The sequence below is a fragment of the Mesorhizobium montanum genome, assembly GCF_033977145.1.
GTDB classification, from domain to species: domain Bacteria; phylum Pseudomonadota; class Alphaproteobacteria; order Rhizobiales; family Rhizobiaceae; genus Mesorhizobium; species Mesorhizobium montanum.
This window is the reverse complement of the sequence record NZ_JAVIJF010000025.1, coordinates 24,432-50,319: the sequence shown is the minus strand read 5'-3', so window position 1 is coordinate 50,319 and position 25,888 is coordinate 24,432. Positions and strand designations below refer to the sequence as shown.

At 62.7% G+C, this 25,888-nt stretch carries 27 protein-coding genes; 19 read left to right on the top strand and 8 right to left on the bottom strand.

What is annotated here, in order from left to right; genetic code table 11:
- Positions 1-116: 116 nt before the first annotated feature.
- The gene (locus tag RFM68_RS28040) at positions 117-878 is read left to right on the top strand and encodes an SDR family oxidoreductase (protein WP_430694952.1); all 762 of its coding nucleotides are present in this window, start codon (positions 117-119) and stop codon (positions 876-878) included.
- A 664-nt stretch (positions 879-1,542) separates the two neighbouring features.
- Here RFM68_RS28040 and RFM68_RS28035 read toward each other — a convergent pair.
- The gene (locus RFM68_RS28035; RefSeq protein WP_320236257.1) at positions 1,543-1,683 is read right to left on the bottom strand and encodes a hypothetical protein; all 141 of its coding nucleotides are present in this window, start codon (positions 1,681-1,683) and stop codon (positions 1,543-1,545) included.
- Positions 1,684-2,135: 452 nt separating this feature from the next.
- Between RFM68_RS28035 and RFM68_RS28030 the strand changes: the two genes are divergently transcribed.
- Positions 2,136-2,579: a pseudoazurin gene (locus RFM68_RS28030; protein ID WP_320236256.1), complete on the top strand. Its 444-nt coding sequence runs from the start codon at positions 2,136-2,138 to the stop codon at positions 2,577-2,579.
- A 705-nt stretch (positions 2,580-3,284) separates the two neighbouring features.
- Here RFM68_RS28030 and RFM68_RS28025 read toward each other — a convergent pair.
- On the bottom strand, positions 3,285-3,476 hold the full coding sequence (locus RFM68_RS28025) for a ferritin family protein (protein WP_320236255.1): 192 nt from the start codon (positions 3,474-3,476) through the stop codon (positions 3,285-3,287).
- A gap of 179 nt (positions 3,477-3,655) precedes the next feature.
- On the opposite strand from RFM68_RS28025, the gene RFM68_RS28020 reads away from it, so the two are divergent.
- From RFM68_RS28020 to RFM68_RS27965, 12 genes are all read left to right on the top strand, one after another.
- On the top strand, positions 3,656-5,965 hold the full coding sequence (locus RFM68_RS28020) for a 4Fe-4S binding protein (protein WP_320236254.1): 2,310 nt from the start codon (positions 3,656-3,658) through the stop codon (positions 5,963-5,965).
- Positions 5,962-7,884 carry a TAT-dependent nitrous-oxide reductase gene (gene nosZ / locus RFM68_RS28015; RefSeq protein WP_320236253.1) on the top strand — a complete coding sequence of 641 codons (1,923 nt, stop codon included), beginning with the start codon at positions 5,962-5,964 and terminating at the stop codon, positions 7,882-7,884. The genes RFM68_RS28020 and nosZ overlap by 4 nt, the downstream gene beginning before the upstream one ends.
- Entirely contained in the window at positions 7,881-9,155 is a 1,275-nt protein-coding gene (locus RFM68_RS28010; RefSeq protein ID WP_320236252.1) for a nitrous oxide reductase family maturation protein NosD, read from the top strand. The genes nosZ and RFM68_RS28010 overlap by 4 nt, the downstream gene beginning before the upstream one ends.
- The gene (locus RFM68_RS28005; protein WP_320236251.1) at positions 9,152-10,060 is read left to right on the top strand and encodes an ABC transporter ATP-binding protein; all 909 of its coding nucleotides are present in this window, start codon (positions 9,152-9,154) and stop codon (positions 10,058-10,060) included. The genes RFM68_RS28010 and RFM68_RS28005 overlap by 4 nt, the downstream gene beginning before the upstream one ends.
- A complete protein-coding gene (locus tag RFM68_RS28000) occupies positions 10,057-10,887 on the top strand; it encodes an ABC transporter permease (protein WP_320236250.1) in 831 nt (276 codons plus the stop codon). Before RFM68_RS28005 ends, RFM68_RS28000 begins: the two co-directional genes overlap by 4 nt.
- On the top strand, positions 10,884-11,462 hold the full coding sequence (locus RFM68_RS27995; protein WP_320236249.1) for a nitrous oxide reductase accessory protein NosL: 579 nt from the start codon (positions 10,884-10,886) through the stop codon (positions 11,460-11,462). The genes RFM68_RS28000 and RFM68_RS27995 overlap by 4 nt, the downstream gene beginning before the upstream one ends.
- Before the next feature lie 59 nt (positions 11,463-11,521).
- Entirely contained in the window at positions 11,522-12,517 is a 996-nt protein-coding gene (locus RFM68_RS27990; RefSeq protein WP_320236248.1) for an FAD:protein FMN transferase, read from the top strand.
- Positions 12,518-12,770: 253 nt separating this feature from the next.
- Positions 12,771-12,938, top strand: coding sequence for a hypothetical protein (locus RFM68_RS27985; RefSeq protein ID WP_320236247.1), 168 nt, complete (start codon positions 12,771-12,773; stop codon positions 12,936-12,938).
- Positions 12,939-13,100: 162 nt separating this feature from the next.
- The gene (locus RFM68_RS27980; RefSeq protein ID WP_320236246.1) at positions 13,101-13,379 is read left to right on the top strand and encodes a DUF2249 domain-containing protein; all 279 of its coding nucleotides are present in this window, start codon (positions 13,101-13,103) and stop codon (positions 13,377-13,379) included.
- Between the two features lie 130 nt (positions 13,380-13,509).
- Positions 13,510-13,971: a (2Fe-2S)-binding protein gene (locus tag RFM68_RS27975; protein ID WP_320236245.1), complete on the top strand. Its 462-nt coding sequence runs from the start codon at positions 13,510-13,512 to the stop codon at positions 13,969-13,971.
- Positions 13,971-14,840 (top strand): FAD binding domain-containing protein, encoded by an 870-nt coding sequence (locus RFM68_RS27970; RefSeq protein WP_320236244.1) that lies wholly within the window; start codon positions 13,971-13,973, stop codon positions 14,838-14,840. Before RFM68_RS27975 ends, RFM68_RS27970 begins: the two co-directional genes overlap by 1 nt.
- On the top strand, positions 14,837-17,083 hold the full coding sequence (locus RFM68_RS27965; RefSeq protein WP_320236243.1) for a xanthine dehydrogenase family protein molybdopterin-binding subunit: 2,247 nt from the start codon (positions 14,837-14,839) through the stop codon (positions 17,081-17,083). The genes RFM68_RS27970 and RFM68_RS27965 overlap by 4 nt, the downstream gene beginning before the upstream one ends.
- A gap of 39 nt (positions 17,084-17,122) precedes the next feature.
- On the opposite strand, the gene mog is transcribed toward RFM68_RS27965, so the two are convergent.
- Genes mog through ubiT form a run of 4 tightly spaced genes read right to left on the bottom strand, consistent with a single transcriptional unit; the run spans position 17,123 to position 20,060 of the window.
- Complete coding sequence (gene mog / locus RFM68_RS27960; RefSeq protein WP_320236242.1) at positions 17,123-17,620, bottom strand: molybdopterin adenylyltransferase; 498 nt, start codon at positions 17,618-17,620, stop codon at positions 17,123-17,125.
- A 5-nt stretch (positions 17,621-17,625) separates the two neighbouring features.
- Positions 17,626-18,525, bottom strand: a complete 900-nt coding sequence (gene ubiV, locus RFM68_RS27955; RefSeq protein ID WP_430694958.1) for a ubiquinone anaerobic biosynthesis protein UbiV — start codon at positions 18,523-18,525, stop codon at positions 17,626-17,628.
- An 18-nt stretch (positions 18,526-18,543) separates the two neighbouring features.
- Complete coding sequence (gene ubiU, locus RFM68_RS27950) at positions 18,544-19,542, bottom strand: ubiquinone anaerobic biosynthesis protein UbiU (protein WP_320236240.1); 999 nt, start codon at positions 19,540-19,542, stop codon at positions 18,544-18,546.
- Positions 19,539-20,060 carry a ubiquinone anaerobic biosynthesis accessory factor UbiT gene (gene ubiT / locus RFM68_RS27945; protein ID WP_320236239.1) on the bottom strand — a complete coding sequence of 174 codons (522 nt, stop codon included), beginning with the start codon at positions 20,058-20,060 and terminating at the stop codon, positions 19,539-19,541. Before ubiT ends, ubiU begins: the two co-directional genes overlap by 4 nt.
- Between ubiT and RFM68_RS27940 the strand changes: the two genes are divergently transcribed.
- The 4 genes from RFM68_RS27940 to RFM68_RS27925 all read left to right on the top strand — a co-directional run bounded on the left by RFM68_RS27940 (position 19,991) and on the right by RFM68_RS27925 (position 23,112).
- Complete coding sequence (locus tag RFM68_RS27940) at positions 19,991-20,545, top strand: hypothetical protein (RefSeq protein WP_320236301.1); 555 nt, start codon at positions 19,991-19,993, stop codon at positions 20,543-20,545. The two genes, ubiT and RFM68_RS27940, sit on opposite strands and share 70 nt — an antisense overlap.
- 183 nt (positions 20,546-20,728) lie before the next feature.
- On the top strand, positions 20,729-22,237 hold the full coding sequence (locus RFM68_RS27935) for a UbiD family decarboxylase (protein WP_430694957.1): 1,509 nt from the start codon (positions 20,729-20,731) through the stop codon (positions 22,235-22,237).
- Positions 22,234-22,827, top strand: coding sequence for a UbiX family flavin prenyltransferase (locus RFM68_RS27930; RefSeq protein WP_320236237.1), 594 nt, complete (start codon positions 22,234-22,236; stop codon positions 22,825-22,827). The genes RFM68_RS27935 and RFM68_RS27930 overlap by 4 nt, the downstream gene beginning before the upstream one ends.
- A gap of 12 nt (positions 22,828-22,839) precedes the next feature.
- Positions 22,840-23,112 (top strand): DUF2249 domain-containing protein, encoded by a 273-nt coding sequence (locus RFM68_RS27925; RefSeq protein ID WP_320236236.1) that lies wholly within the window; start codon positions 22,840-22,842, stop codon positions 23,110-23,112.
- Positions 23,113-23,120: 8 nt separating this feature from the next.
- Here the strand turns inward: RFM68_RS27925 and RFM68_RS27920 are convergent, their stop codons facing one another.
- Positions 23,121-23,510, bottom strand: coding sequence for a hypothetical protein (locus RFM68_RS27920; protein WP_320236235.1), 390 nt, complete (start codon positions 23,508-23,510; stop codon positions 23,121-23,123).
- Between the two features lie 289 nt (positions 23,511-23,799).
- Between RFM68_RS27920 and RFM68_RS27915 the strand changes: the two genes are divergently transcribed.
- Positions 23,800-25,005, top strand: a complete 1,206-nt coding sequence (locus tag RFM68_RS27915; protein ID WP_320236234.1) for an NnrS family protein — start codon at positions 23,800-23,802, stop codon at positions 25,003-25,005.
- A gap of 28 nt (positions 25,006-25,033) precedes the next feature.
- On the opposite strand, the gene RFM68_RS27910 is transcribed toward RFM68_RS27915, so the two are convergent.
- On the bottom strand, positions 25,034-25,747 hold the full coding sequence (locus RFM68_RS27910) for a helix-turn-helix domain-containing protein (RefSeq protein WP_320236295.1): 714 nt from the start codon (positions 25,745-25,747) through the stop codon (positions 25,034-25,036).
- Positions 25,748-25,888: the final 141 nt, after the last annotated feature.

Here is a 25,888-nt window from a genome sequence, read left to right as displayed (position 1 = left end):
CGTCCTAAAGCGGTTCAGCGCTTCACAGAATCGCCGAACCGCTCTAAGTCTTTGTTTTTGCGCAATTCCGGGCCGAAACCGCTACGCACTTTTGCTGGAATTGCTCTGGAGAGGAAATGATCGTGTTTCGCAAATCCCGCAAGGCGCTGGTGACCGGCGCGGGCGCCGCCGATGGCATCGGCATCGCGACCGCGCGGGCGCTGGGCGAGGCCGGTCTCTCGGTCGTCATCACCGCTTCGTCCGCGCGGGTCGAACAGCGGGCAGAGGAACTGCGGGCGGATGGGCTGGATGTCCGCGCCTTGATGGCCGACCTGACGCTTTCTGGCGATGTCGAGCGTCTATGTTCCGACGCCGGCGAGATCGACATCCTCGTCAACAATGCCGGGATGGGTACTGTTGCCCAGCCGGCGCTGCAGCGGCGATTTCTCGATCTCAGCGAAAGCGAGTGGGACCGCGGCATCGACGTCAGCCTGAAAACCGCCTTCTTGAGCACGCGCGGATTTCTGGCCGGCATGGTGCAACGCGGCCACGGGCGCGTCGTCAACATGGCCTCGGTGACCGGGCCTTACGTCTCCAATGAAGGCGAGGCCGCCTATTCGGCGGCCAAGGCCGGCATGATCGGGCTGACGCACGCGCTTGCCCTGGAGGTCGGCCGCAGCGGCGTCACGGTCAACGCCGTGGCGCCAGGCTGGATCGCGACAGGCGCCTCGACGCCGGAGGAACTTGCCGCCGCCCGGAACACGCCGCTCGGCCGTGCCGGCAGCCCCGGAGAAGTCGCGGCCGCCGTGTTGTTCCTGGCATCCGATGGAGCGAGCTACGTCAACGGCGCTGTCCTCATCGTGGATGGCGGCAACATCCTGCAGGAACGCAAGGGCTGACCGCGAGCACGAAAGCAAAAGATGTGAGAGATGGTAGCGGGAGCGCGACCGTCTTTCCCCACACTCGTCGAGCCGCCAGTTCAGGCTTCGCTGCCATGGTTGAGCGAAAGTAGGCTTCTGGAGCACCGGGTTAGAAAGCTGAACTTTGGGTCGCATGCCTGCACAAGACGCGGTCTATGTACCCGTGTTATCAACTCAGCTTTCGCGGGCCGTTCGATCAAGAATATGATTTCGAAAGCAGTTCTGCATTTCTTTGAACGACCTGAAGCCAAGGCGTGGAGCGAGGCGAGATAAGGCTGTCGTTGACACGTTGCATCGACGTGCGATCGAGGCGGAATTCTCGAAGGCGACGTAGTCGGGCTCTACAAACATCACACGGGCGACCTCTTCCAACTTTGCCGGAAGGATGAGCTCCCTCTTGGCAACAAGCATTTTGAGTTCGGCGAGCGTTGGCGCCTCGGTGTTGCGGGCTATTATTTGTCGGACGCCCGCTCGTGAGGGATCAGATAGTCCCGCACGCATGATTGTCACCCTTTGGCTGTTTGCATGAAGCTGTCGAACTAAGCTGTCGAACTCGGCGTCTCCAATCGGAACTGTGTGCTCGTAGCCAGGATATCTGCCGGAATCGACGTCTGCCTTGTACTCCCTAAAGGCCGCCACACGCTCAGCGCCGGCTTGATCCGGCGCCGGCGCTTGACGGCGGCTGGCCGCTGCGCGGCAGATCTTGCTCACTGGCGCGGAATTGCCGTGCGAGCTCGGGGGCGTGCAGATCGAAAGCTTTGAGGTCGATCATCTCGCCTGCCATGGTCCGCTGCAACCGCCTTGTTGGCGATCAGGAAACGGTTTCGGTATCCTTGACCCATGAGTGCTCGGACTCAGTCGATAGGCGCTTGCTGGCATTGAGCTCGAGTTGCCGAGCACGAAAATTGTTGGGCCTGCAAGAGCGCAGCAGCAGCTGGTCGCTTCGTGAGAAAAGGAATCCACCGCGTTCTGGGCTGCCGCCTTCATCGGCTTTGCGGTTCTGTTTGCCGGTAGGCCCAAGCTGTCGCGTCTGAACGAGCGCCGGAATAGCGCTTCTTGAGGATAGACTGGCGACGCTCGGCTGCAATGGACGGCGTGGTGAACAAGTCCACGCAATTTCGGGGCAACCGGTTCCAAATTTGAGCTAGCGCAAAGTCCGCCTGCGAGCGTCGTCTTATAGACCGACGTGGATCGATCATCAGTGATCTCGTCAGATAAACAAGGACACGGAAGAAAATGCGTTCGATGAAACTCGCGCTGTCGGTTGCGACGGCCACTCTGATAGCGGTTGGTGCTGCTCATACCGCCGAGGTTGAGGTCAACATGATGAACATGGGTAAGCACGGGATGTTTCAGCTCGAGCCGTCCTTTCTCAAGGTAGCGCCCGGCGACACCGTCCATTTCGTCGCCAAGGACAAGGGCCATGATGTCGAATCCATTCCCGGTATGCTGCCGGACGGCGCCCAGCCGTTCAAAGGCGAGATGAACAAGGATGTCTCGGTCACATTCACCAAGCCCGGCGTCTACGGCATCAAGTGCAATCCCCACTACGGCATGGGCATGGTCGCCCTCGTCGTGGTCGGCGATCCGAGCAGCAATCTGAAGGCTGCCGAATCTGTCAATCAGCCCGGCAAGGCCAAGAAGGCTTTCGAGGAGCTGTTCAAACAGATCGGCCAATAGTGCGCCCGCACTGACGTTTCGCTGCATCAGCCGAGGGCAATGGCCGCGAGGCTCTGCATGGTTCGATCCGCCGCTTGTTGGGCCGCGGCCAGCACCTGTTCGTCGCGTGTGGTCGGCGAGATCGAGATAGGCCTGGTGCAGCCGTTCGACCTCGGCGAGCGCGGCGCGCAGAAGCGGCAAGGGCTTGGCAGCTCGTGCAACGCCTGCTCTCGCTGCTTCGACAGTTCCGTCGGCGGCTTGAGGCCCGCCCGCGCTCCCGCTCGGCAACCTCGGCGATCGTCTTGGAGGCGGCATTCTCGCCCAAAAGCAAGCCGTGCAGCAATCCGACGATGGATGGCGGCCGCACGCGACTCTAGCCGTAGGCTCTGTCGCGCGAACTCCGGCAGTGACGAGGCGTCGAGTATTGGCCTCCCATCGCGGGCGTGCCTGGCGCCTTCGCGCCGACAGGCGCGACGCCGTTCCCCGCGCAGCGTGGCCGCGTGATCGAGCGCCTTTCCGGCGAGACACTCCGCCGTCGCGAGGACTGCCGCATCGTCGCTTTGCGCCGCGACATAGGAATAGAAGGCGAAGCCAGCATTTCGTTGTCCACCGCGACGCCGAGGGCCCGGTACGGGGTGAGCAGCGCGCCGGCCTCCGCTTCGTCCCATGATCGAGAGATTTCGGAAGGCAGACCGCGCGGATCGGCCTGTGCCGTCGGCGGCCCGTCTACTGACTGGAGCGGCGGGCTATTTCTTCGACATGGTCGCGCTGCTCCTCGACAAGCGCGCTGAATGTTCCGGCAACCTCACGCTCGTTCAGCCGTTCCACATGGGCCGCGAGCCTTTGGTAGCGCCGTACCGCGGTATCCTCCATGGCCGTCGCCAGGCCAAGAAGCGGCGGAACATCGCGCAACTGCACATTGGGTTCTTAGCCGCTTCATGAGCGCGCGCCTCCTCGAGGAATGAGCGCCAATGTGACATCGACTGGTGCCATTTGAGTTTGTCTTAAATCAAAGAGCCGCCGGCGCGATCATCTAAGGGTAGCGCGCGTCCGATCAACGAGCGATCGGGCTTTGGTGCAGACGGCCGGCCGTGGAAATGAAACCAGATTTCGAATTCGGATGGAAATCGGCGGGCCTGGGTTTCCTGGCTTCTTTCTTCCTCGTGCTTGCCCTCCTGTTGCCGCAGGCCGAAGCCAATGCGTCCGGGCGACTCGTCGAGTTTCTCGGCCGGATCAAGGCATCCGACATCGATCCCGCGGCCGACAGCTGCGGCCAGGTCGAGGGCAATCCGCCTGCGGCGAAGCTACTCAAGGGTGGCCAGCTCGTCGGCTATGCCTTCCTCACAAACGACATCGTCGATTCGACCGGCTATTCCGGCAAACCCATCAACATCGTTGTCGGCATCGACCTCGACGGCAAGATCACCGGCGCAAAGCTAGTCGAGCATCACGAGCCGATCGTTCTGGTCGGAATTCCTCTGGCCAAGATCGAGCATTACATCGACGGCTTCGTCGGCCGCCGTGTCCTCGATTCGAGCGACGCGAGCCGCATGCCGGTCGACATCGTCAGCGGCGCAACGGTCACGATGATGGTCATCGCCGACAGCATGACCCAGTCCGCGATCAAGATCGCGCGGTCGCGCAGCCTGGGCGGCGGTGCTGCGAATACCGCTCCTCAGACCGTCCACCGCACAATCGATCAGACCAAGAGCACGGTCGAGACCTGGCAAGCCTTGCTCGGCGACGGATCGGTGCGCGGGCTTGCGATCACAAACAAGGAGCTCGATGATCTGTTTCAGCGGACGGGCAACGCCGCAGCGGTCGCCCGCCCGCAGGCGGGCGACCCCAACGCCTCCTTCGTCGACGTCTATGTTGCGCTGGCAAGCGTGCCGACGATCGGCCGATCGCTGCTCGGCGATGCCGAGTATGAGCGCCTTCGCCAGGACCTGAAGCCCGGCCAGCAGGCGATCCTCGTCGCCGGCGACGGGCCGTATTCCTTTCGCGGCTCCGGTTACGTGCGCGGCGGCATCTTCGATCGCATCGAGCTGATCCAGAGCGAGAGCAGTATTCGGTTCCGCGATCGCAACTATCGGCGGATCGGTTCGGTGGCTGCCGAAGGCGCGCCGGACTTTCCCGAGATCGGTGTCTTCGTCACGCCCGACGGTTCGAATCTCGATCCCGGCGCGCCCTGGCGGTTCCAACTCCTGGTGCAGCGGGCGACCGGTGCGCTCGACAAGGCGTTCGTCACGACTGGGCTCGACTACTCGACCCCCGACAAGTACCTCACCGCGCCTGTTTCGTCGTCGGCGGCAGTTGCGCCGACGGTGACGAGCGCACCGGCGTCGGCTGCCGAGCAACCGACGGCAGCCGAGGACGACGAGCCGCCGCTCTGGCAGCGGATGTGGCAAGCGCGGAAGTTCGACATCGCCATCATGCTCGCCGCCATCGGCGTGCTCACCGGCATCTTCTTCTTCCAGGATTTCCTCGTCAAATGGCCGCGCGCCTATGAGCGCATCCGGCTGGGCTACCTCGCCTTCACTCTGTTCTGGCTCGGCTGGTACGAGCACGCGCAGCTGTCGGTCGTGAACATCCTCACATTCTTCAATTCGCTGCGCGGCGACTTCCGTTGGGACTATTTCCTGCGCGACCCGCTGATCTTCATCCTGTGGTCGTCGGTCGCCGCTGCGCTGCTGTTCTGGGGCCGCGGCGCCTATTGCGGCTGGCTCTGCCCGTTCGGCGCGCTGCAGGAGTGGACGAACCGGCTGGCGCGCTGGGCGCACATTCCGCAGGTCCGCGTGCCGTTCTGGCTCAACCAGCGCCTGTGGCCGTTCAAATACATCATCTTCCTCGCGTTGTTCGGCCTGTCCTTCGGCTCGCTCGGCCTCGCCGAAGAAGCGGCCGAAGTGGAGCCCTTCAAGACCGCGATCATCCTGCATTTCGCCCGCGAGTGGTGGTTCGTCCTGTTCGCCGTCGGCTGCCTCGCGCCCAGCCTTTTCATCGAACGCTTCTACTGCCGCTACCTTTGCGCGCTCGGCGGCGCGCTGGCCATCCCGGCCCGTGTGCGCATGTTCGACTGGCTGAAACGTTACAAGGAATGCGGTTCGCCCTGCCAGCGCTGCTCCAATGATTGTCCCGTCCAGGCGATCCATCCGGAGGGGACAATCAATCCCAACGAATGCATCCAATGCCTCAACTGCCAGGTGCTCTACCACGACGACCAGCGCTGTCCGGTGGTGATCCAGAAACGCATCAAGCGTGAGAAGTTCCTGGCCCTGCAGTCGTCGTCGATGGTGCCGGAGCCCAAGCGCAAGCCGAGGGTCCTGGTGACCGTCAACGGTCGCGAACCATCCGTGGAATGGAAGCCTGCGGCCAGCCAGGCCGCGTCAACTGAAGGAGAGAACCAATGAAAGACGATGATAGACCGGACGAAGCTGGAGTAAGCCGCCGCAAGCTTCTGGCCGGAAGCGGCAAGGCCGCCATATTGGCCGGCCTGGCGAGCGCAGCCGGTGGCGGAGCCGTCGGCGTTGCAGGGTTCACCAGGCCTGCCCACGCCAAGGAGGCGACCGGCGAGATCCGACCGGGCGATCTCGACGAATATTACGGCTTCAGCTCGAGCGGCCAGTGCGGCGAGGTTCGTGTCATCGGCTTGCCTTCGATGCGCGAGCTGATGCGCATTCCGGTGTTCAATCGCTGCAGCGCCACCGGCTGGGGTCTCACCAACGAGAGCCGGAAGATCATGACGGAAGGCCTGATGCCGACCACGCAGGAGTTTCTTGCCAAGCGCGGCGGCGTCTACCTCAATGGCGACCTGCACCACCCGCATATGTCCTTCACGGACGGCACCTATGACGGACGGTACCTGTTCGTCAACGACAAGGCCAATTGCCGTGTCGCACGCATCCGTTGCGACGTGATGAAGTGCGACAAGATCCTTGAGATCCCGAACGCGTCGGACATTCACGGGCTGCGCCCGCAGAAGTTTCCGCGGACCGGTTACGTGTTCGCCAACAGCGAGCACATCATCCCGATCCCGAACGACGGCAAGGTCCTCGACGATCCCAAGCAGTACTGGTCGGTCTTTACGGCGATCGACGGCGATGCCATGAAGATCGCCTGGCAAGTGCTGGTCGACGGCAATCTCGACAACACCGACGCCGACTACCAGGGCAAGTACGCGTTCTCGACCTGCTATAACTCGGAACGGGGCGTAACGCTCGCCGACATGACGTCCGCGGATCGCGACTGGGTGGTGATCTTCAACATCAAGCGCATCGAGGACGCGGTCAAGAAAGGCGACTACAAGGAGATCAACGGCGTTCCGGTGGTCGATGGGCGGCACGGCTCGCGTTACACGCGCTACGTCCCGGCCGGCAACAATCCACATGGCTGCAACGCGGCGCCCGACGGCATCCATGTCGCGATCGCCGGCAAGCTTTCGCCGACCGTCACGCTTCTCGACGTGCGCCGCTTCGACGACCTGTTCGACGACAAGATCAAGCCGCGCGACGTCGTCGTCGCCGAGCCTGAGCTGGGACTCGGACCGCTCCATACGGCATTCGACGGCAAGGGCAACGCCTACACCACGCTGTTCCTCGACAGTCAGGTCGTAAAATGGAACCTCGACAAGGCGATCCAGGCCTACGGCGGCGCCAAGCTCGACCCGATCATCCAGAAAATCGATGTCCACTATCAGCCGGGCCACAACCACACCTCCATGGGCGAGACCAAGGAGGCGGACGGCAAATGGCTGATGTCGCTCAACAAGTTCTCCAAGGACCGCTTCCTGCCGGTGGGACCGCTGCATCCGGAGAACGACCAGCTGATCGATATCTCGGGCGACGAGATGCGCCTTGTCCATGACGGGCCGAGCTTCGCGGAGCCGCACGACATCTGCCTGGTCCACCGCTCCAAGGTCAGGCCCGAGATTGTGTGGAAGCGCGACGACCCAATGTGGGAGGAAGCGCGCCAGCAGGCGGCGAAGGATGGGGTCAAGCTCGAGGAAGCCGCCGACGTCATCCGCGACGGCAACAAGGTGCGCGTCTACATGCACTCGGTCGCGCCGGCCTACAGTCTCGACAAGTTCACGGTGAAGCAGGGCGACGAGGTCACCATCACCGTGACCAACATGGACGATGTCGAGGACTTGACCCACGGCTTCACCATGGTGCGCCACGGCGTTGCAATGGAGATCGGGCCACAGCAGACCGCGTCCGTGACCTTCGTCGCCGATCGTCCAGGCGTCCACTGGTACTATTGCCAGTGGTTCTGCCATGCCCTGCACATGGAAATGGCCGGGCGCATGATCGTGGAGCCTCAGCCGGCATGATCCGGCACCGGCATAGCAGGAGCGCAGTTGCGGCGGCCCTCATCGCCGCCTGCGCCTTCCTCCACCCTGGGGTGGGGCGGGCAGAAACCGTCACCGTCCCCGCGGGAGGTGACGGTCTTCGGCAGGCGATTGCCGCCTCGCATTCCGGCGATAGGCTGAGGCTCGTCGCCGGCGTGTACCAAGGCCCTATCCGGATCGATCACGCCCTCACCATCGAGGCCGAGCCGGGCGCCGTGCTCGACGGGCAGGGTCGGGGCCGCACCATCGAGGTAGTCGCCCCGAACGTCGTCATGCGCGGCCTCACGATACGCAATTCCGGCATCGACGATCCCTTGGATGCGGCGGTCTTTCTCGACGACAGCGCCGCAGGCGCGATCGTCGAGCATAGCCGGATCGAGAACAGCCTGGTCGGCGTCTATGTTCATGGTGCCGCCAATGCGATCGTGCGGAACAACCGCATCGTCGGGCGGACCGATCTCAGGACCAACGAGCTCGGCAACGGCGTCTACGTCTGGAACGCGCCGGGGGCGCAGGTCGTTGGCAACTACATCACGGGCGGACGCGACGGCATCTTCACCAACGCCAGCCGCAACAACGCCTTTCGCGGCAACCGTATCGAGAACGTCCGCTTCGCCGTCCACTACATGTACACGAACGACAGCGAGGTCAGCGACAACGTCTCGCGCGGCAATCATGACGGCTACGTCATCATGTATTCGAGCCGCTTGGCGATCCGCCGCAACCTGTCGGAAGACGATGGCGATCACGGCCTTCTGCTCAACTACGCCAACGACGCGGACATCGAAGGCAATGTGGTGCGGCGGAGCGACCAGTGCGTCTTCATCTACAACGCCAACAAGAATCTGTTCGCCGACAACCGGTTCGAGGACTGCGCCATCGGCATCCATTTCACCGCGGGTTCGGAGCGCAACCGGATGACCGGCAATGCCTTCGTCCATAACCGTTCGCAGGTCGTGTATGTGGGGACACGATCGCTCGACTGGTCGGCGGACGGGCGCGGCAATTACTGGAGCGACAATCCGGCGTTCGACCTCAATGGCGACGGCATCGCCGATACCGCCTACCGTCCGAACGACATCTTCGACAAGGTCGTGTGGACCTATCCGACGGCCAAGCTCCTCATCAACAGCCCGGCCGTGCAGGTCATCCGCTGGGCTCAAGCGGAATTCCCCGCGCTCCATCCGGGAGGCGTCATCGACAGCGCGCCGCTGATGGCGCCCGTCCCGCCCGCGCAGGAGGTGAAGCCATGACCATGTCGCCGACGATCTTCATGGAAGGCGTGTCGAAGCGCTACGGGGAAACCTATGTCGTGCGCGACGTGGATCTCTCGGTCGCGCCGGGCGAGTGCGTTGCCATAGTCGGGCACAACGGAGCCGGCAAGAGCACGCTGGTCAAGATGGCGCTCGGCCTGCTCACGCCGACCGCAGGACGCATCACGCTGCTTGGCGAGAACCCTGCTGGGCGCCAGGCCATGGCATTCCGCCGCAGGATCGGCTTCCTGCCCGAGAACGTCGCCTTCTCTCCGGCCATGACCGGCCGCGAGGTGCTGCGTTTCTACGCGCGTCTCAAGCAAGTGCCGGTTGCGATCACCGACCAGCTCCTGGAACGTGTGGGGCTCGCCGCCGCCGCGCGCCGGCGCGTCGGCACCTATTCGAAGGGCATGCGCCAGCGCCTCGGATTGGCGCAGGCGCTGCTGGGCGAGCCGCGCGTCCTCTTCCTCGACGAACCGACAACAGGCCTCGACATCGAGTCGCGCCAGATGTTCTACGGCGTCATGGCCGAGCTGCGCGATGCCGGTGCGACGCTGCTGCTTTCCTCGCACGCGCTCAGCGACATCGAGCAGGCCGACCGCATCGCCATCATGAAGGCCGGCCGCATGGTCGCATGCGGCGCGCTTCCGGAACTTCGTCGCCAGGCGGACCTGCCGCTTCGCATACGGGTGCACGTCGTCAACGGGAATGCGGCGCGGGAATTCACCGCCCGGCGCAGCGTGCAGTGGCTTGACGATCTGCGCTTCGAGCTCACCTGCGCCGACGACGGCAAGGTCGAAGCGATCCGCAGCGTCTCGCTACTGGAAGGCGTCTCTGACATCGAAATGATGCCGCCGACATTGGTCGATCTTTGCGACGAGCTTACACGGGAGGCCGCGGAATGAATGCCATAGCAACGATCGCTGGCCGCGAGATACGCGACGGCCTGCGCAATCGCTGGGCCCTTGGCGCCGTCCTGCTGATGGCCGGCCTGGCGCTGACGCTTGCGTTTCTCGGCAGCGCGCCCACGGGCGTCGTCGGCGCAAGCCCGCTCGAAGTCACGGTCGTCAGCCTGTCGAGCCTGACGATCTTCCTGGTTCCGCTGATCGCGCTCCTCCTTTCCCACGATGCAATCGTCGGGGAACGTGATCGCGGCACGATGCTCCTTCTCCTTTCCTATCCGCTCTCGCGCTGGCAGATCCTCGTCGGCAAGTTCCTCGGGCACCTCTCGATCCTGGCGGTGGCGACCGTGCTCGGCTACGGCGCCGCCGGGGCAGCCCTCACCCTCGCGGCGGGCGAATTCGATGCCGACAGCCTCCGCAGCTTCGCGTGGATGGTTGGCTCGTCGGTCCTGCTCGGCGCGGTCTTCGTTGCGCTGGGATACCTGATCAGCGCGACCGTGCGTGAGCGCGCGACCGCGGCAGGCCTTGCCGTCGGCATCTGGCTGCTTCTGGTCCTTCTCTATGACATGGCGCTCCTCGGCCTGCTCGTCTCGGATCAGGGCCGGACGATCAGCGCCGCCGCCTTCAACTGGCTGCTGCTGCTCGATCCCGCGGACATCTTCCGGCTCCTCAACCTGGCCGGGCTGTCAGAGACCAGCGTATTCGCCGGAATGGCCGGCCTTGCCGAGCAGATGCAGTTCGGTCGCGCCGTGCTGCTCACGGCGCTGGCGACCTGGGTGGCGGTTCCCCTTGCCCTCGCCGCCTTCGTCTTTTCGAGGAAGGAGCCATGATGCGCGTAAAAATTGTCGGCATGCTTGTTGCCGCTGTCCTGTCCTTACTGCTCGCCGGCTGCAATCAGGACACCGCCGGCTTGCCCAAGCCGCCACCGCAGGAGCCGGCGGCCACATCGGTCGCCTACTTCTGTTCGATGGGTCTGCTCGAACATGGCGGTCCGAAGGCGCAGGCCTTCCGTGCCGGCAAATCCGAGCCGCTTTGGTTCTCGTCCGTTCGCGACGCAGTCGCCTTTTCGATGCTCCGCGGGGAGCCGAAGGACGTCGTTGCCATCTACGTCAATGACATGGCGAAGGCCAGGAACTGGGATCGCCCTGAAGCAGGAGCCTGGGTCGAGGCGCACGATGCCTGGTTCGCGATCGGCAGCGACTACAACGCCGGCATGGGCGGCAAGGAAGCGGTGCCCTTCTCCGATGAAAAGGCCGCCCGGTCGTTCACGGCGACGCACGGCGGAACCGTCATGCGCTTCAACGAGATCCCTGAGAAATACATCTTGGAAAGCGACGAGAGCGATGACGTCGCCGAGGTATCGGCGAGCGGATCCACTTCGCCCAGACACACAGTGAAGCAATGACAGCACCTTCGACAATTCTGCGCTACGGAATGAAACCGGGCGGCGAGCTGGCTGCCCCGATGACCCGACGCCGCTTCATCCGCATCAGCGGCGCGGCGGCGGGCCTCGGCCTTGCGCTTGGGGCAGGTTTTGCGCGGCCGGGCCGGACGTCGCCGCTGTTCCACGAATGGCGAGGCGTCGCCCTCGGCGCCGACGCCTCGCTGCGGATATACCATCCCGATGCCGCCGAAGCCGGGCGCCTGATCACCGATGCGCTCTCCGAGGTGCATCGGCTGGAGCGCGTGTTCAGCCTTTACGACGAGGCGTCCGCGCTATCCCGGTTGAACCGCGAGGGCGAGCTGGCCGATCCGCCGCAGGAACTCGTCGAGCTTCTGGCAACGAGTGCGCGCTATGCTCGCGCAACCGGCGGCGCCTTCGACCCGACGGTGCAGCCGCTCTGGGCGCTGTACGCGAAGCATTTCGGCATGGCTGACGCCGATCCGAATGGTCCGTCGCCGGTCGACGTCAGAGGCGCTGTGGCCAAATGCGGTTATCAGCGCGTGACCGTCGACGCCGGAAAGGTGGCGTTCGGGCTACCCGGCATGGCCCTGACCCTCAATGGCATCGCGCAAGGCTACATAACCGATCGCGTCGCTGAGCTTCTGCGCGCTCGTGGGGTCACGCACACCTTGGTCGATATAGGGGAGACGCGTGCGCTCGATGCTCATCCAGTGGGTCGGCCCTGGTCGATCGGAATAAAGGACCCGCGAGCTGAGGGTCGCCTACTTGCAACACTTGCTGTCGATAACCAGGCCGTCGCTACATCGGGCGGCTACGGCACTGAATTCGATGCAGCGGGGAGGTTCAATCACATCTTCGATCCCGCGACGGGTTTGTGCGCGAACCGCTATCTCAGCGTCTCGGTCGTGGCGCCGACCGCGACCTGCGCCGACGCGCTATCGACCGCCTTTTCCGTTATGCCCATAGATCGCGCTTCTTCGGCTCTCACCGACGCCGGAGCGATGCGGGCTTATTTCGTGCTTCCTGACGGGCACGTCGTCGACCGGAGCGCCTGACGCGGGCCGAGGAATCGGGGATCAATTCACATCAATCTGGCGGCGTTCGCAGGCTAATGCCGGACTCGCTTGAAGCTGTTCGATATCTGCTTTTCAAGAGCAGATTTGCGCGAACGCAAAGAAGCGACATCGTCGATCCGATAGCGTTCCTTGGCTGTCCCACCAGGGCAGTGGGTTCAGATGGATATGGGCCGTCAGGCCGGCGGGCATGCCTGCATGCCCTTAGGCATACCCGCAAGCAAAGTGAAAGGTGATGAAGTTCATGACCGAGGAGCAAAAAGTGATCGAAGAGTGGCCAGCTCTCGTATTCAGCACTGAAGCGGCAAGCGGGGCCAAGACGGGCCACACGTTGCTGCCTATGCTTATCGTGGGGCTGTCCCTGATCGTTCTCGGTGGCATGGTCGTGATGACCTTTGTGTAGCAAAAATCTGCGCGGAACTGGCGGCGCCTCACAACTTTGGCAGAACTTTCCGCGAATTGTTTGCGCTTCGGCAAATGAACGGATTTCGACTGGGCTAGATTTTGGCGCCGGGCCAAGGTGTCGCCTGCTCGGCGCTTTCCACAGCAGTCGGGATTTATGAATATGTCTGAATCAGAAGTTGTATCCCAGCCCCAGCTAGACGTGCGCGCCATCCCGCCTATGGAACGCCATGCTCAAATTTTCGGAATGGTCCATGCGTTGGCCGAGGGTCAGTCGTTCGTAATCGTGAACAATCACGATCCGCGACCTTTGCGCTATCAGATGGAAGCCAGATATCCTGGCCTGTTCGATTGGGAATACCTGCAGCAAGGTCCGGATATTTGGCGCGTTGAGATCAAGAGATTGCAATCGTCCGGCTGCGATTGCTGCTGCGGCGGCTGACGATCAGCCTGTCCAGAGCAATTCCAGAAAAAGTGCGCAGCGGTTTTCCGTCCGGAATTGCGGAAACAAATGCTTAGAGCATTTGGCGAACTGCCACAGAGCAAATGTTCAGACAGAACCATTCCTCGCCATGCGAATATCCTTGGAGGTTAACGGTCAGGCGGCCGAGACAGAGGTTTCTGCCGTCTCGCGGTTAAGCGGTTTCCTGCGCGATGTTCTTGGCCTGACAGGTGTCAAGGAAGGCTGTTGCGAAGGCGAGTGCGGAGCCTGCACCGTGTTGCTGGATGGCCGGCCGGTCAATTCTTGCCTGGTAATGACATTCCAGGCTGCGGGGTGCGAAGTCACTACAGTCGAGGGGCTCGGTAGAAGCAGCGGCCTGCAAGATGCTTTCCTGCAGATGGGCGCTGTGCAATGCGGCTATTGCACGCCGGGGATATTGATGGCGGTCGAGGGGCTCTTGCGTGACAAATCCAGTCCGTCCGAAGCCGAAATCCGCCACGCGCTGGCGGGCAATATCTGCCGCTGCACAGGTTTCGAGGCCATTGTTCAGGCCGTCGCCACCCACGCCGCCGCTCGCCAGGGGAGCTATTGATGGACGGGCTCTCGGTCACCGCGCCGGCCCACATGGCGGAGCTGCGGGCGCTGTTCGCCGCAACGGAGGGGCCGATGAACTTCATCGCCGGCGGGACGGACATGCTGATCGCCGGCCGTCTACTGCCCGCGGGTGGGTTGCTGATCGATCTCTCTCGCATAGCGGGCATGGCCTCCATCTCCACCGATGGCGGCGATATCCGCATTGGAGGCGCGACCACTGTCGCTTCGATTGCAGCGGATCGCGGGCTCGCAGCAAGGCTGCACGCGCTTGCCGAGGCTGCCGCGCAATGTGGCTGTGTTCAGGTACGCAACCGGGCCACCATCGGCGGCAACATCGCAAATGCCGCCCCGGCCGCCGATCTTGTGCCGGTATTGGTCGCAGCCGAAGCCCGGCTTGAGTGCATCGGACGCGATGGCGCATCGTTTGAGCTCGCGATTTGCGACTACACGCCTGATCATGGATACCTGATTGCGCAAGTGATCCTGTCAACGAACGGCCTCCTTCCCAATAGCGCATTTGTCAAGCTTGGGCCGCGGCAGGACCTCAGCATCTCGCGCCTCAATATCGCGCTACTGGCCGAGTTTCGGGATGGTCATTTCGGTGCTGTGCGAATCGCCGCCGGCGCGCTGGGGCCGCATCCTCTGCGCTTGCCCCTTGCCGAGGTTGCGCTTGCGGGCAAGGATCTGTGTTCCGCGACCCTGCGCGATTTTCTTTCGGCCCTGACCGCCGAGGTCGATGCGGCCATCCCGGGCCGAAGCTCGCAAGCCTACAAGCGTCGCGCGATCACCGGGCTAGGGCTTGACCTGGTTGCGCAAGCGCTTGGGCGGAGCCCGCGCGAGCGTCTGTTCGAGGACGCAGCGCGATGAACCAGTTGTCCCGCCGCGTGCCGCTTGTCGACGGCGTCGCGAAACTGACTGGCGCTTTGCGCTTCACCGCCGACCTGCATATCGATGGCCTGCTGCACGGCGCGCTGGTGCTGAGCACCCATCCCCATGCTCGCGTCGTCCGTATAGACACCGCGGCCGCTTTGGCGATCGAGGGGGTGCACGAAGTGTTCTGGCACGGCAACACGCCGTCCCACCACTATAACAGCTCAATATGGTTTTCAGGGCAGAAGGCGCTGGCGGACGAGCAGATGTTTCCGCAGATCGTGCGCCACGTGGGTGATCGGGTGGCGGCGGTGGTTGCCGACACGGAAGAGATCGCACGCCATGCGGCGCGGTTGATCGAGGTCGACTATTTGGATCTTCCCGCCATCTTCGATCCGGAGGTCGCGCTGGGTCATGCGGGGCTGCCGCTCCGGGACGACGATACCCCGACATTCTTGAACCCCGTTGCCGGCGAGACCTTCGTCTACGGCGACCTGGAGGCCGGCTTCGCCGCCGCCGATCTGATTGTCGAGACCCGCGTCACTACCCCGCGCAGCCATCATTGTGCCGTGGAGACCCATGCCTGTATCGCCAGGCCCGAGCCCGACGGCCGCATACTCATTCTGTCGCCATGCCAGAGCGTCTTTGCCGTTCAGGCGGTCGTCGGCCAGGCGCTCGGCCTGGCTCCCGAGAAAATAAGAGTCCAAAAAACCCCGATTGGTGGGTCGTTCGGAGGAAAGGCGGAGCCCATTCTCGACCCTCTGTGCGCTTTCTTTGCGCTGCAACTGCGTCGACCGGTTATTATCCGCTTCGACCGGCATGAAACATTCACTGCTACCCGGACGCGCTCCAGCGTCACGGGGTGGATGCGGACCGGGTTTGGAGTCGACGGCCGAATCCTGGCGCGCGAGACCTATGCGCTGGTCGATATTGGCGCCTACTGCACCGGCGGCAATTACCTGCCGAGTTCAATGCTTCAGCGGCTGGTGCGGCTCTATGACGTTCCGGCAGAGCGGTACAGCGGCCGTGCCGTATACACGAACACCGTGCCTGCAGGCGCCTTCCGCGGCTATGGCTCGCCCCAAATTCACACGATAGCGGAAATTTCGCTGGATATAGCCGCCCGCCGGATGGGCATGGATCCGGTGGCCTTGCGCCAGAGAAACCTCGTCGGCCCGGGCGCGATTGAACCTTGGCAGGGGCTCGACCTCGGTAACGCCCGCGGCAGAGAGTGTTTGGCGCGTGGCGCCGAGGCGTTCGGCTGGGCTGGACGCTACCAGAAGGGCGTTGGGCGAGGGCGATGGCGACGGGGAGTTGGGGTCGCCTCAGCCACTCACATCAATGGCTGTTATCCAGGGTTCCATGAAGAGACCACGGCCTCATTGAGACTGCTGCCGAACGGGCGGGCCGAACTCGTCTGCGCTCTCCACGATCTCGGCTGCGGGGCTGACACCACGCTGTCGCAGATTGCGGCCGAGACGCTGGGGCTGAGGGCGTGCGACATCGTCATCGTTCCCGCCGATACCGATACCTGTCCCTATGACCTCGGCACGCGGGCCAGTCGCATGACCTACATCTGTGGGGAAGCCATCCGTCGCGCTGGCGTCGCGCTTGCAAAGTCGATCCGCGCAGCCGCGGGTCTGGAGCTGAATACGCCAGCCGATGATCTATGTCTCGAAGCCGGCACTGTGCGTTGCCGGGACGACGCCGGCATCACGCTCACGGACCTCGCTGCCCGCTTGGATAGCCGCGGGGTCGAACTGCCGACGGCGACCGAAAGCTATCGAGCCCAGGCCAATCCGGGCTCGTATGCGGCGCATTTCGCGGAGGTCGAGGTCGACAGGCTTACCGGTCGCGTAAAGGTGACCGACTACGTCGCCGCTCATGACGTCGGCTGGGCGATCAATCCGATGCTGGTGGAGGGCCAGATCCACGGGGGGATCCAGATCGGCATCGGCTACGCGCTCTATGAGGATGTCGCAATCGACCGGGCCACGGGCCGGATGCGCGGCGACAGTTTCAGTCGCTACACGCTGGCCAATGCGCCCGAGATGCCGCCGATACGCGTGCTGCTCGTCGAAGAGGGCGAACCCACCGGCCCCTTCGGCGCCAAGGCCGTTGGGGAGATTGCGACGATCCCGGTTGCGGCGGCGGTGGTCAACGCAGTCAACAACGCCTTGGGCACCGAGCTCACGGAACTGCCGCTTTCGCCCGAGCGCGTCGTTGCGGCGATAGGCTAAGGAAAGCAGCGACTGCGCCGGCCTGCTCGGCGGATCATCCTAAGAAGAATTCACCACGATCGAGCCCGCACCGATGAGTTCGAGACAGTAGGGCACGGCGGGGAAGACGGCGCTGAGGCACACGTCGATGGAAGACGGTTTTCCGGGCAGGTTTATGATCAGCGATCGGCCGCGCACCCCGGCAGTCTGACGTGAAAGGATGGCCGTTCGCACATGCTGCAGGCTCGCTTGCCGCATGAGTTCGCCGAACCCGGGCAACTCCTTGGTGATGACCTGCCGCATGGCTTCCGGAGTGAGGTCTCTTGGGGAGGGGCCGGTTCCGCCCGTCGTAAGGATCAGATCGACGCCTGCCTGGTCGCAAAGCTCGATGAGCACGTCACGGACACTCTCCAGGCCGTCGGGGACGATGCGGCGAGCAAAACCACAGGGCTCTGCCAAGACACCACGGAGCCAGCGCTCGATTGCCGGTCCGCCGAGATCCTCGTACTCGCCGCGGCTCGCACGGTCGGAGATGGTCACGATTGCAATCTGGGTCATTTCCGTCAGGCCGGGGCAGTCACGTGCCATCCGGGCTTGGCATGGGCGTACCCGTCGACAAGTGTTCCAGGCAGATCGAGGCACGACAGGGCGAAGCGGGCATCTTCGGGCTCCTCTTTGCCGTCGGCAAGTCGTCTGTAAATCCTCGCTACCTCGACCATGTCGCATGTCTGGGGGGACAAACGAAGGCGCCTGACACCCTTTGAGACGAGTGCGTCAGGCGCGGGGCAAAAGGCCTGAACCTGATTGGAAAGGGTCTGCACGCCGTTGACGGCAAGGAACTGCTGGTCGTCGAGCGTATCGACCGAGAGACCGTCGGGATCTTGTTCGCATGTGAACTGGCACGAATCCTTGTGAAGGCCGTGGATCCGCGCGTGATAACACCGTCCGGAAAGCGCGAGCGGCAGCCGGCCGAACGCGAAAATCTCGAACTCAGCCCCCGGACATTTCAAGGCCATGGCGCCGATCGCCGCAAACGACAATTCCACGGGCGGGCAGATCGTTTGCGCGCCGAGTTGGATCAGGAACTTTGCGGAAGCCTCGTTGTAGACGTTCAGAAACGGGCCCGTGATGAACGATTTGCCGGAACGTGACGGCAGGCCGGAGACGTCATTGATCTCGACCAGCCGTTCGTCCCCGCAAAGATCCTCGACGCTTCTACGCTCCCGAACGGTTGCCGGCGCTGCCAGCGTGGCCAGCACCACCTGCTTACCGCCGCGCTCCAGCCGCTCGATGACCGCAGGCCATGCTGGATCCGAAAACGGCATCCGCTTTCCGCAGACGACTTCACCGACGTGAACCCGGTCGATCGGGGCCTCGTCCGCTATCCTGCGATAAAAGTCGAGGAGACGGTCGGGGGACCAGTGGAAGAAGACCGGTCCAAGCGTCAAGGCGATTTCCGTCAGGGCGATTTCGGACACCGGCTATCTCCATTTCTTCTCGTAAGCGCCGGCCGTCTGCCGAGCTCCTTCCGACTGGCCGGCGAGAAGCCGGTCGACGTCGACAGCCTCACCGCCCTCTTCGACCGCATCGACGGCTTTCCTGAAGGCGCGCACGACCTCGCTTACATAGCCCTTGCCGCGCTGGCGTCCTTCGATTTTCAACGCAGTCACCCCGGCGGCCTTCAGACCCGAAATCATCCCGCCGGCATTCAGGCTGACGGGATCCTCGAACAGGTGGGATGTCTTCTCTCCGGCTTTGAATCTGCCCTTGCACAGGGTGGGATAACCCACCGGCTGGCCGCGCCCATATCGGTCGATCGTGAAGCCCGACAGCCGTGCCGCTGTGCCGCTCGGCTCTTCGTCATAGCTCACCATTTCGGGTGGCGAGCAGACGCCGTTGAGATTGGGCGATTTTCCCGTCGCGTATGAAGAGAGATAGCAGCGTCCCTCGATCATCACGCAAAGGCCGCCGAAAACGAAGGCTTCGGTTTCCACGTCGATCGCGCGGTTCAGCGCGGCTATCTCCTGGAGCGAGAGAACCCTTGGAAGCACCACGCGTCGGATGCCGAACTGGGCCGCATAGAATCCGATCGCTTCCGGCGTCGCCGCGGCAGCCTGCACCGACAGATGAAGACGGATTTGCTTGTGGTTCCTTGCCACGTGATCGAGGACGGCGAAGTCCGCGGCTATGATGGCATCCGCACCGCTTTCGGCCGCCATGTCCACTGCCTTCTTCCAGATGTCGACATCGTCGACGCGCGCGAATGTATTGATTGCGACCAGAACCTTGCTGCCATGGTCGTGCGCGAAGCGTACGCCCTCGGCGAGTTCGTCCCGGGAGAAGTTGAGCCCGGGAAAATTGCGGGCATTCGTTTCATCGCGAAATCCGCAATAAACCGCGTCCGCACCCGCCTGGACGGCTGCCCTCAACGTAGCCGGGGTCCCCGCCGGACAGACAAGTTCCATGCGTGTCGTCGTCATGCTTTCTGCGCCTCGCTTGGGCTGTTGTCGGCCAATCGCCGCGCGGCGCCCAGGGCGCCGAGGACACCCGTATCGACACAGCGGGCCAGGATGCCGTGCAGCCCGAGCAGGTCTGACGGACGAAGCTCGGCATCCTCTATCGTGTTCCTCAAAGCGAGTACCGCTTCCGTGCGCCCGCTTATCGAGATGATGCGGCTGAAGAACATCGCATCGCCGTCAAGCGTGCCGTCAAGCAGGCTCAACAGGGTCAAAAGCGGTCCCTTGATCAGCACGTCCGACCCTGCAGTCGCATCTTTGCTCACGACGCGGACACTCGATCGTTGTCCGTCCGGGACGACGCGAAATGCGAATGCGAGGTCCACAGGATCGATGCCGAAGCAAGCTGATCGGTATTCGCCCAAGCGCTCGAAAAGGCCGGGACGCCGCCTGGCAAGCGAGCGCAAGGACAATGTCAGCAGCGGTCCGATCGGCAGCCCTGCGACTGTCGGAAACAGGTGGCGAACAAATCCTGGTAACATTGGCTCGGCGTTTTGAGGCCGCATCTTCAAGCGCTGTCCGGTCTACGTTCGATCATGAAGGTTTTTACGGCCGGCTAGGCATCGCATCTCTTGCCGAGCAGCGTCGAAAAATTATCCCTGTTGGGGCAGAAATCCCGATAGTGGCTTTCGAAATCGAAGGCCTGCATATGATCGTGACATCTGCGGCGATGGGGACATGTGATGCAGGTTCGGGACATCAAGCGGTCATGCGCGAACTCCAGGGTATGAAAGTTGTCGGGATCGATCCCAACCGAAAGCATCGCCAACGTGAGGAAATCCTGCGCGGCATAAGGCAGATGCATGGCGTCATCGAATTCGCTGGGCGACATGCCGATGTCATTCAGCATGCCCGTGCATTCCCCCAGTCCAAGCGCCCAGAACTCTCTTCTCGCGGCCTTGCTCCGTCTACGATCCTTGAAAATGGCGATTGCAAACCGGCATGCTTCAAAAGTGTCGTTGATTAGGTTGCTGGCCATCTGAACGTCTCCCCGACACTGCCTCGACATCAACCAGCCCCTCGGGCGAGCGGACCGTTGGATTTAACGTACCGTGCGCAAACGGCCCGTTCTTTGACCTAGCGCAATGTTCTCGAGCGGCCGTCGTGAGAGAACGGCGTCGCCGACGGACCGGTCGTGCCGGATTTCGCCATGCATTATCGCCTTCTTCCCCAGTTCTGTGATCTCGGCTCCTTTCTTTCGTACCTGGATGGGAAGGGCCAGCTTCGCGAAATCAGCGCCCCCGTATCGACGCGGTTCGAGTTGACGGAGATACATAAGCGGGTGATCGCGGCGCAGGGGCCGGCGCTGCGCATGACCATGCCGGTGGACGACCAGGGAGGCGGCTCGTCCTTTCCGGTCGTGGCAAATATCTTTGGGACGCGGGAGCGTGTCGCGTGGGGGCTGGGCACGGACATTCGCGGACTGGAGACCCTCGGCGCTCTGCTGGCATGGATGAGGTCCCCTCAGGTTCCGCAAAACTTGCGTCAGGCCCGCCATATGTTCTCCGCCGCGCGCGGCGCGTTGGCCGCGCGCCCGAAGATCGTTTCGTCGTCAAGACCATGGAGGGATGCGGATCCGGATTTCGCAATCCTTCCCGTCCAGACCTGCTGGCCTGAGGACGCCGGTCCTCTCATCACATGGCCGGTTGTCGTCACTCGACCGCCAGGCGACGGTGATCCCGGCAGGTACAATCTAGGCATATATCGTATGCAGGTTATCGCCCGGGACCGGGCGATCATAAGATGGCTGCCCATCCGAGGCGGCGCGGCCCACCATCGCATGTGGCAGGCGAGGGGGCTCGAGATGCCCGTCGCCGTCGTCATCGGCGCGGATCCCGCGACATTGATAGCCGCGGTGATGCCGGCACCCGAAGGGGTATCGGAACTATCGCTGTCCGGGATGATCAACGATCGGCGGATTGGATTGTCTCCATGCAAGAGCATCGAGCTCCATGTTCCCGCCAGTTCCGAGATCGTGCTGGAGGGAACCGTTTCACCCAACGAAACGGCCGAGGAAGGGCCCTTCGGCGATCACACCGGATACTATAATGGCGCTGAGCACTTTCCCGTCTTCAAGCTCAAGCGAATTCGCGTGAGGGACGGCGCGAACTATCTCACGACGTTCACCGGGCGCGCGCCCGACGAGCCGTCCGTCCTCGCAGAGGCATTGCTCGACGTCTACAAGCCGCTGCTGCGCCAGCAGATACCGGAAATTCTCGATGTCTGGCTTCCGCCGGAAGCCTGCTCCTACAGGATTGCGGTCATATCGATCGTCAAGAAATATGCCGGCCAGGCGCGGCGCGTGATGATGGGGTTCTGGGCCTTGTTGCCGCAATTCTCGATGACCAAGATGGTCGTCGTCGTGGACGATGACATCGACATCCGGTCGTGGTCGGACGTGATGTGGGCGGTCGCCACCCGCATGGATTTCTCGCGCGATCTGATGAAGCTTGATCGAACCCCTATCGACTCCCTCGACTTCGCGTCGCCGCTGGAAGGGCTTGGAGGAAAAATCGGATTCGACGCGACGCGCAAGATCGGGTCCGAGACATCTCGCGAGTGGGGGAAGGAGTTGAAGATGTCATCCCAGATCGTTGAAAGAGTTTCGGAGCGTTGGGCCGAGCTTTTTCCGCGACCAATCGGATCGGCGCAGAAATGACCAAACGGATAATAGTAGGGGTTACGGGCGCGTCCGGCTCGGTGCTGGCCCTCGAGACCATACGCCAACTGGTCAGAGCTGGAGCCGAAACGCATCTTGTCGTCTCAAAAGGCGCGCGCATGACCATCGCTTACGAGCTTGGCGCCGATGGACTGGCGCAGCTCGCTTCACTCGCCAACCACACCCATAGCCACCAGGACTTGGCCGCGCCCATCGCCAGCGGCTCCTTCAGGACGGACGGGATGATCGTCGTGCCCTGCTCGATGCGGACTTTGGCGGCGATGGCGCATGGCCTGGGCGACAATCTCCTTACCAGGGCAGCCGACGTCGTCCTGAAGGAGAGGCGCCGGTTGGTCGTTGTGCCGCGTGAGGCGCCTCTGCATGAAGGGCATCTCGATGCGATGCTGAGATTGACGCGGATCGGAGCGATCATCGCGCCGCCGGTGCCGCCATTCTACGTCAAGCCGACGTCGGTCGAGGCGATGGTCGCCGAGATGGCGGCACGGCTCGTCAACTGGGCCGGCGTGGACCCTGGCGACAAGTTGACGCGATGGGGCGAAAAGAACGTCGCAGCCCATCGGTCATTTTGATGGAGCTGCCCAATGGGAGGAAAGGCTCCGACGAATTGTAAGGAGCAGCAAACCGAGCCGTTTGATGTGAGGCGACTTCATGCGGCAAGGAAGCAGTCGGCCATCATGTCGATGTTCGATGGCCTCAAACCGGGCCAGACATTCTCGGTGATCCTGGATTTTGATCCCGGCCGACTGAAGCGTCAGCTCGAGGGATCTTTTGCTGGCGATTTCGTTTGGGTTTGCCTTGAGATTGGGCCACCGGAATGGCTGATCGAAATCGGGAAAAGAGAACCGGCTCGATGAACGGTGGCTCAAGTCTCGGCTACGGTCCAACCGTCCCGAGCGCAGCGAATTGACCGAGCTGCCCGCATCGAAAAAGCGCCGTTCTTTGCGATCGTCGCGATGTCGTCAAAGAGAAGGGCGAAGTCCAGGTAGACGCTGCTATCCCGTTCGGCCTCTCCTATCTCGTCGAGATCCTGCAGGAACAATAGAATGGTTTCGATATGAGCGCGCTGATGGCGAGCGTTGGTGAGATGCTCGCGAGCCGCCGGCCCTATTTCCAAAGTGGCGAACCGAGACAGTGTCTCGTCGAGCTTGGAACGACACTCGCAGTCCAACCCCGCCTCATTGATCAACCCTGATAGCCGAGCGACGGCGTTCGCCATTTCTGCGGCGCTATTTTCGGGAGGCTCATGTTTCATGTCTGCTTCGCCTGTTGCAATCTGCCTCACCTGCGGTCGCGCAGCTGACCCTTGTCGTGGGCGATCTGTAAGGGCATGCCCCACGCCAGGAACCGGAAGCCATTGGGATCAGGCTTCTTCGAGAACAATCCCTAGGATAGCCGATGCTTCTGGAGGATGTTTGTGCTGGAGCAAACAGCAATTCGATCCTCGAACCTATTGCGCAGGTGCCTGTCCTTTCTTGTGGCCCCATCTAAAGGCCGCGACGCAAGGCGGGCACATTGCCACAAGGTTCCAAGGAACGGGTTCGATGGCCGCCGACGGCAACTTCAACGCCTTCAAACCGAAGCCGGCGCATTTGCCGTTTCGGCCGTTCTTTCTCGCGGCCGTGGTCGACGCCTTCGTGGGCGCCGCTGGCTGGTTGCCGTCGGCGGTGGGAATACAAGCCTTCGGCGCAACTGCAATCTCTGCTGGCGATTGGCATCGCGACTTGCTTCTGTTCGGGATGGTCCCGGCAGTATTGACCGGCTTTCTGCTGACCGCGCTGCCTCGCTGGACGGGACGTCAGGCAGTGCTGCCACACACGACATACTTGCTCATTGCCTTATGGGTCTGCAGCCGTTTAGCCTTCTTGTTGCTGCTACCGTCCTTCGGGCTTGCGTGTTCGGCGATCTGGATTCTCGCGCTTTTGTTGATCGCGGCCAGAGTAGTGATCGCCAGTCGGGATCGCCGCAATCTCAAGATACTGCTTCTCCTGGCTGTCTACTGCGGCAGCAATGTACTTGTCGCGGTATCCTATCAGGTCGAATTTGCATTGAGACTGGCGCTCGTCTCGATCATCGGCCTTATCATCATCATCGGAGGGCGGGTCGTGCCGGCCTTGACCGTGGCCTATGTCGAGAGCGCCGGCGGCCAAGTTGCTTTGCGTCGCTCGGCTGCGACGGAGTACACGGCAGTGCTGATGACGATTTGTGCGCTTTGTTCCTGGGTCGTTGCGCCGGAGGCGCAACTTACTGGCCTTGCCTGTGCTCTTGCCGGCCTCAGCCAAGCGATCCGGGCCGCCCAATGGAAAGGCTGGCGCAGCCTGTCGTCGTCGACAGTGCTTGGCCTTCACATCGGTTACGGATGGATCGTCACGGGTTTTGCATTTCTGGCGATCCATATCTTCGCTCCGGCAGTGCTGGGCCAGGCGACCGCTGTTCATGCGTGGACCATCGGCGCCATCGGCACGATGGCCCTGGCCATCATGGCGAGCATGATCCGCAAGCACAGCCGTCTCGCCTTCGTGCCCTCGGCCCCTGCGACCGGGGCGCTCGCGGCAATGACGGCCTGCTGCCTGTCCCGCCTCCTGATCGAAGTGCTGCCCGCCTACAGCGGTCCTCTGGCAAGCCTTTCGGGCACTTTGTGGATTGTCGCGTTTGGCCTGTTTTTGATGGCCTATCGGGGTACTTTCCGGGGAAATAGAGGGCTGGCGTCGATCCGGATCAATAAGAACGGCGGTCTCCAATGCCGATGATCATAATCCGGCATTCCAGATTCCTCGGTCAGATCGGAAAACCCTCGCCATCCGTCTCGTCGATGAGAGGGTCGGGGGCGCATACGGCGGCGAGGCGGGTCGCATCAAGAATTTCGATCATCTGGCCGTCGACCCTGATGCCTGACTTTCCCAAGCTCGACAGCGCACGCGAAAAGGACTCCCGGGTTATTCCGAGCTCGGAGGCGATGAGCGTCTTCTCGAATGGCAGGACGGCTCGATCCGGCGTGCCCTGCCGCTTCGACAGGGCCAGGAGATAGCATCCGACGCGCTCGATCGAGTTCCTCAGCTTGAGGTTCTTGATCTGCCGGACCATGCGTCGAAATTGAGCGGCGAGGCTTCCGATCGCCGCATGTGCCAGCAAGGGTTCTGCTTCCACCGCCGCGCGAAACGCCGCCGCATGGATCAATAAAAACCGCGAAGGCTCGGGCACTCGGGCCTGCATGAGATAAGGCGCGCCGGTCAGGACGGCGGCAGGGATGATGAGATCCGGAGCCCGGACAGCCTCGATCAAGACTTCACGACCTTCGGTCGATCGTCCGAACAAATGCGCGGATCCCGCCAGCACGATCAGCTGGAAGTTCGGTACGTCGCCTTGTTCGAACAAAACGGTGCCTGAGGGCACGCCGTGCACCATGGCATGTCGCAGCAGGTTGGTCCGGCGCGGCGCTGGTAGCCCCCGAAACAGCGGCAGTTCTTCCAGCTCCACGTCCTCGTACGTCATTTCATCCAACAAATATCTCTTCTCCGATTGAGGCCTCCCGGCCATCGCCGCATCGTCTGTGACAAATGTCACGTCATGCCTTGATTTGGATCAATGCTGGATCACGCCGGCTTGCCCATCTTGGCCTCAATCGGGCGAGAG

What these genes read in the sequence shown, in the direction of transcription:
- RFM68_RS27970 (WP_320236244.1), top strand. Translation starts at nt 13,971, where the DNA reads ATGGACGGGCTCTCGGTCACCGCGCCGGCCCACATGGCGGAGCTGCGG.
- RFM68_RS27925 (WP_320236236.1), top strand. Translation starts at nt 22,840, where the DNA reads ATGGGAGGAAAGGCTCCGACGAATTGTAAGGAGCAGCAAACCGAGCCG.
- RFM68_RS27975 (WP_320236245.1), top strand. Translation starts at nt 13,510, where the DNA reads ATGCGAATATCCTTGGAGGTTAACGGTCAGGCGGCCGAGACAGAGGTT.
- RFM68_RS28030 (WP_320236256.1), top strand. Translation starts at nt 2,136, where the DNA reads ATGCGTTCGATGAAACTCGCGCTGTCGGTTGCGACGGCCACTCTGATA.
- RFM68_RS27985 (WP_320236247.1), top strand. Translation starts at nt 12,771, where the DNA reads ATGAAGTTCATGACCGAGGAGCAAAAAGTGATCGAAGAGTGGCCAGCT.
- RFM68_RS28035 (WP_320236257.1), bottom strand. Translation starts at nt 1,683, where the DNA reads ATGGCAGGCGAGATGATCGACCTCAAAGCTTTCGATCTGCACGCCCCC.
- RFM68_RS27965 (WP_320236243.1), top strand. Translation starts at nt 14,837, where the DNA reads ATGAACCAGTTGTCCCGCCGCGTGCCGCTTGTCGACGGCGTCGCGAAA.
- RFM68_RS27910 (WP_320236295.1), bottom strand. Translation starts at nt 25,747, where the DNA reads ATGACGTACGAGGACGTGGAGCTGGAAGAACTGCCGCTGTTTCGGGGG.
- ubiT (WP_320236239.1), bottom strand. Translation starts at nt 20,060, where the DNA reads ATGTTACCAGGATTTGTTCGCCACCTGTTTCCGACAGTCGCAGGGCTG.
- RFM68_RS27940 (WP_320236301.1), top strand. Translation starts at nt 19,991, where the DNA reads ATGTCAGCAGCGGTCCGATCGGCAGCCCTGCGACTGTCGGAAACAGGT.
- RFM68_RS28005 (WP_320236251.1), top strand. Translation starts at nt 9,152, where the DNA reads ATGACCATGTCGCCGACGATCTTCATGGAAGGCGTGTCGAAGCGCTAC.
- nosZ (WP_320236253.1), top strand. Translation starts at nt 5,962, where the DNA reads ATGAAAGACGATGATAGACCGGACGAAGCTGGAGTAAGCCGCCGCAAG.
- RFM68_RS27920 (WP_320236235.1), bottom strand. Translation starts at nt 23,510, where the DNA reads ATGAAACATGAGCCTCCCGAAAATAGCGCCGCAGAAATGGCGAACGCC.
- RFM68_RS28020 (WP_320236254.1), top strand. Translation starts at nt 3,656, where the DNA reads ATGAAACCAGATTTCGAATTCGGATGGAAATCGGCGGGCCTGGGTTTC.
- ubiU (WP_320236240.1), bottom strand. Translation starts at nt 19,542, where the DNA reads ATGACGACGACACGCATGGAACTTGTCTGTCCGGCGGGGACCCCGGCT.
- mog (WP_320236242.1), bottom strand. Translation starts at nt 17,620, where the DNA reads ATGACCCAGATTGCAATCGTGACCATCTCCGACCGTGCGAGCCGCGGC.
- RFM68_RS27995 (WP_320236249.1), top strand. Translation starts at nt 10,884, where the DNA reads ATGATGCGCGTAAAAATTGTCGGCATGCTTGTTGCCGCTGTCCTGTCC.
- RFM68_RS28040 (WP_430694952.1), top strand. Translation starts at nt 117, where the DNA reads ATGATCGTGTTTCGCAAATCCCGCAAGGCGCTGGTGACCGGCGCGGGC.
- RFM68_RS28010 (WP_320236252.1), top strand. Translation starts at nt 7,881, where the DNA reads ATGATCCGGCACCGGCATAGCAGGAGCGCAGTTGCGGCGGCCCTCATC.
- RFM68_RS27915 (WP_320236234.1), top strand. Translation starts at nt 23,800, where the DNA reads ATGGCCGCCGACGGCAACTTCAACGCCTTCAAACCGAAGCCGGCGCAT.
- RFM68_RS27935 (WP_430694957.1), top strand. Translation starts at nt 20,729, where the DNA reads ATGCATTATCGCCTTCTTCCCCAGTTCTGTGATCTCGGCTCCTTTCTT.
- RFM68_RS27990 (WP_320236248.1), top strand. Translation starts at nt 11,522, where the DNA reads ATGACCCGACGCCGCTTCATCCGCATCAGCGGCGCGGCGGCGGGCCTC.
- RFM68_RS27930 (WP_320236237.1), top strand. Translation starts at nt 22,234, where the DNA reads ATGACCAAACGGATAATAGTAGGGGTTACGGGCGCGTCCGGCTCGGTG.
- RFM68_RS28000 (WP_320236250.1), top strand. Translation starts at nt 10,057, where the DNA reads ATGAATGCCATAGCAACGATCGCTGGCCGCGAGATACGCGACGGCCTG.
- RFM68_RS27980 (WP_320236246.1), top strand. Translation starts at nt 13,101, where the DNA reads ATGTCTGAATCAGAAGTTGTATCCCAGCCCCAGCTAGACGTGCGCGCC.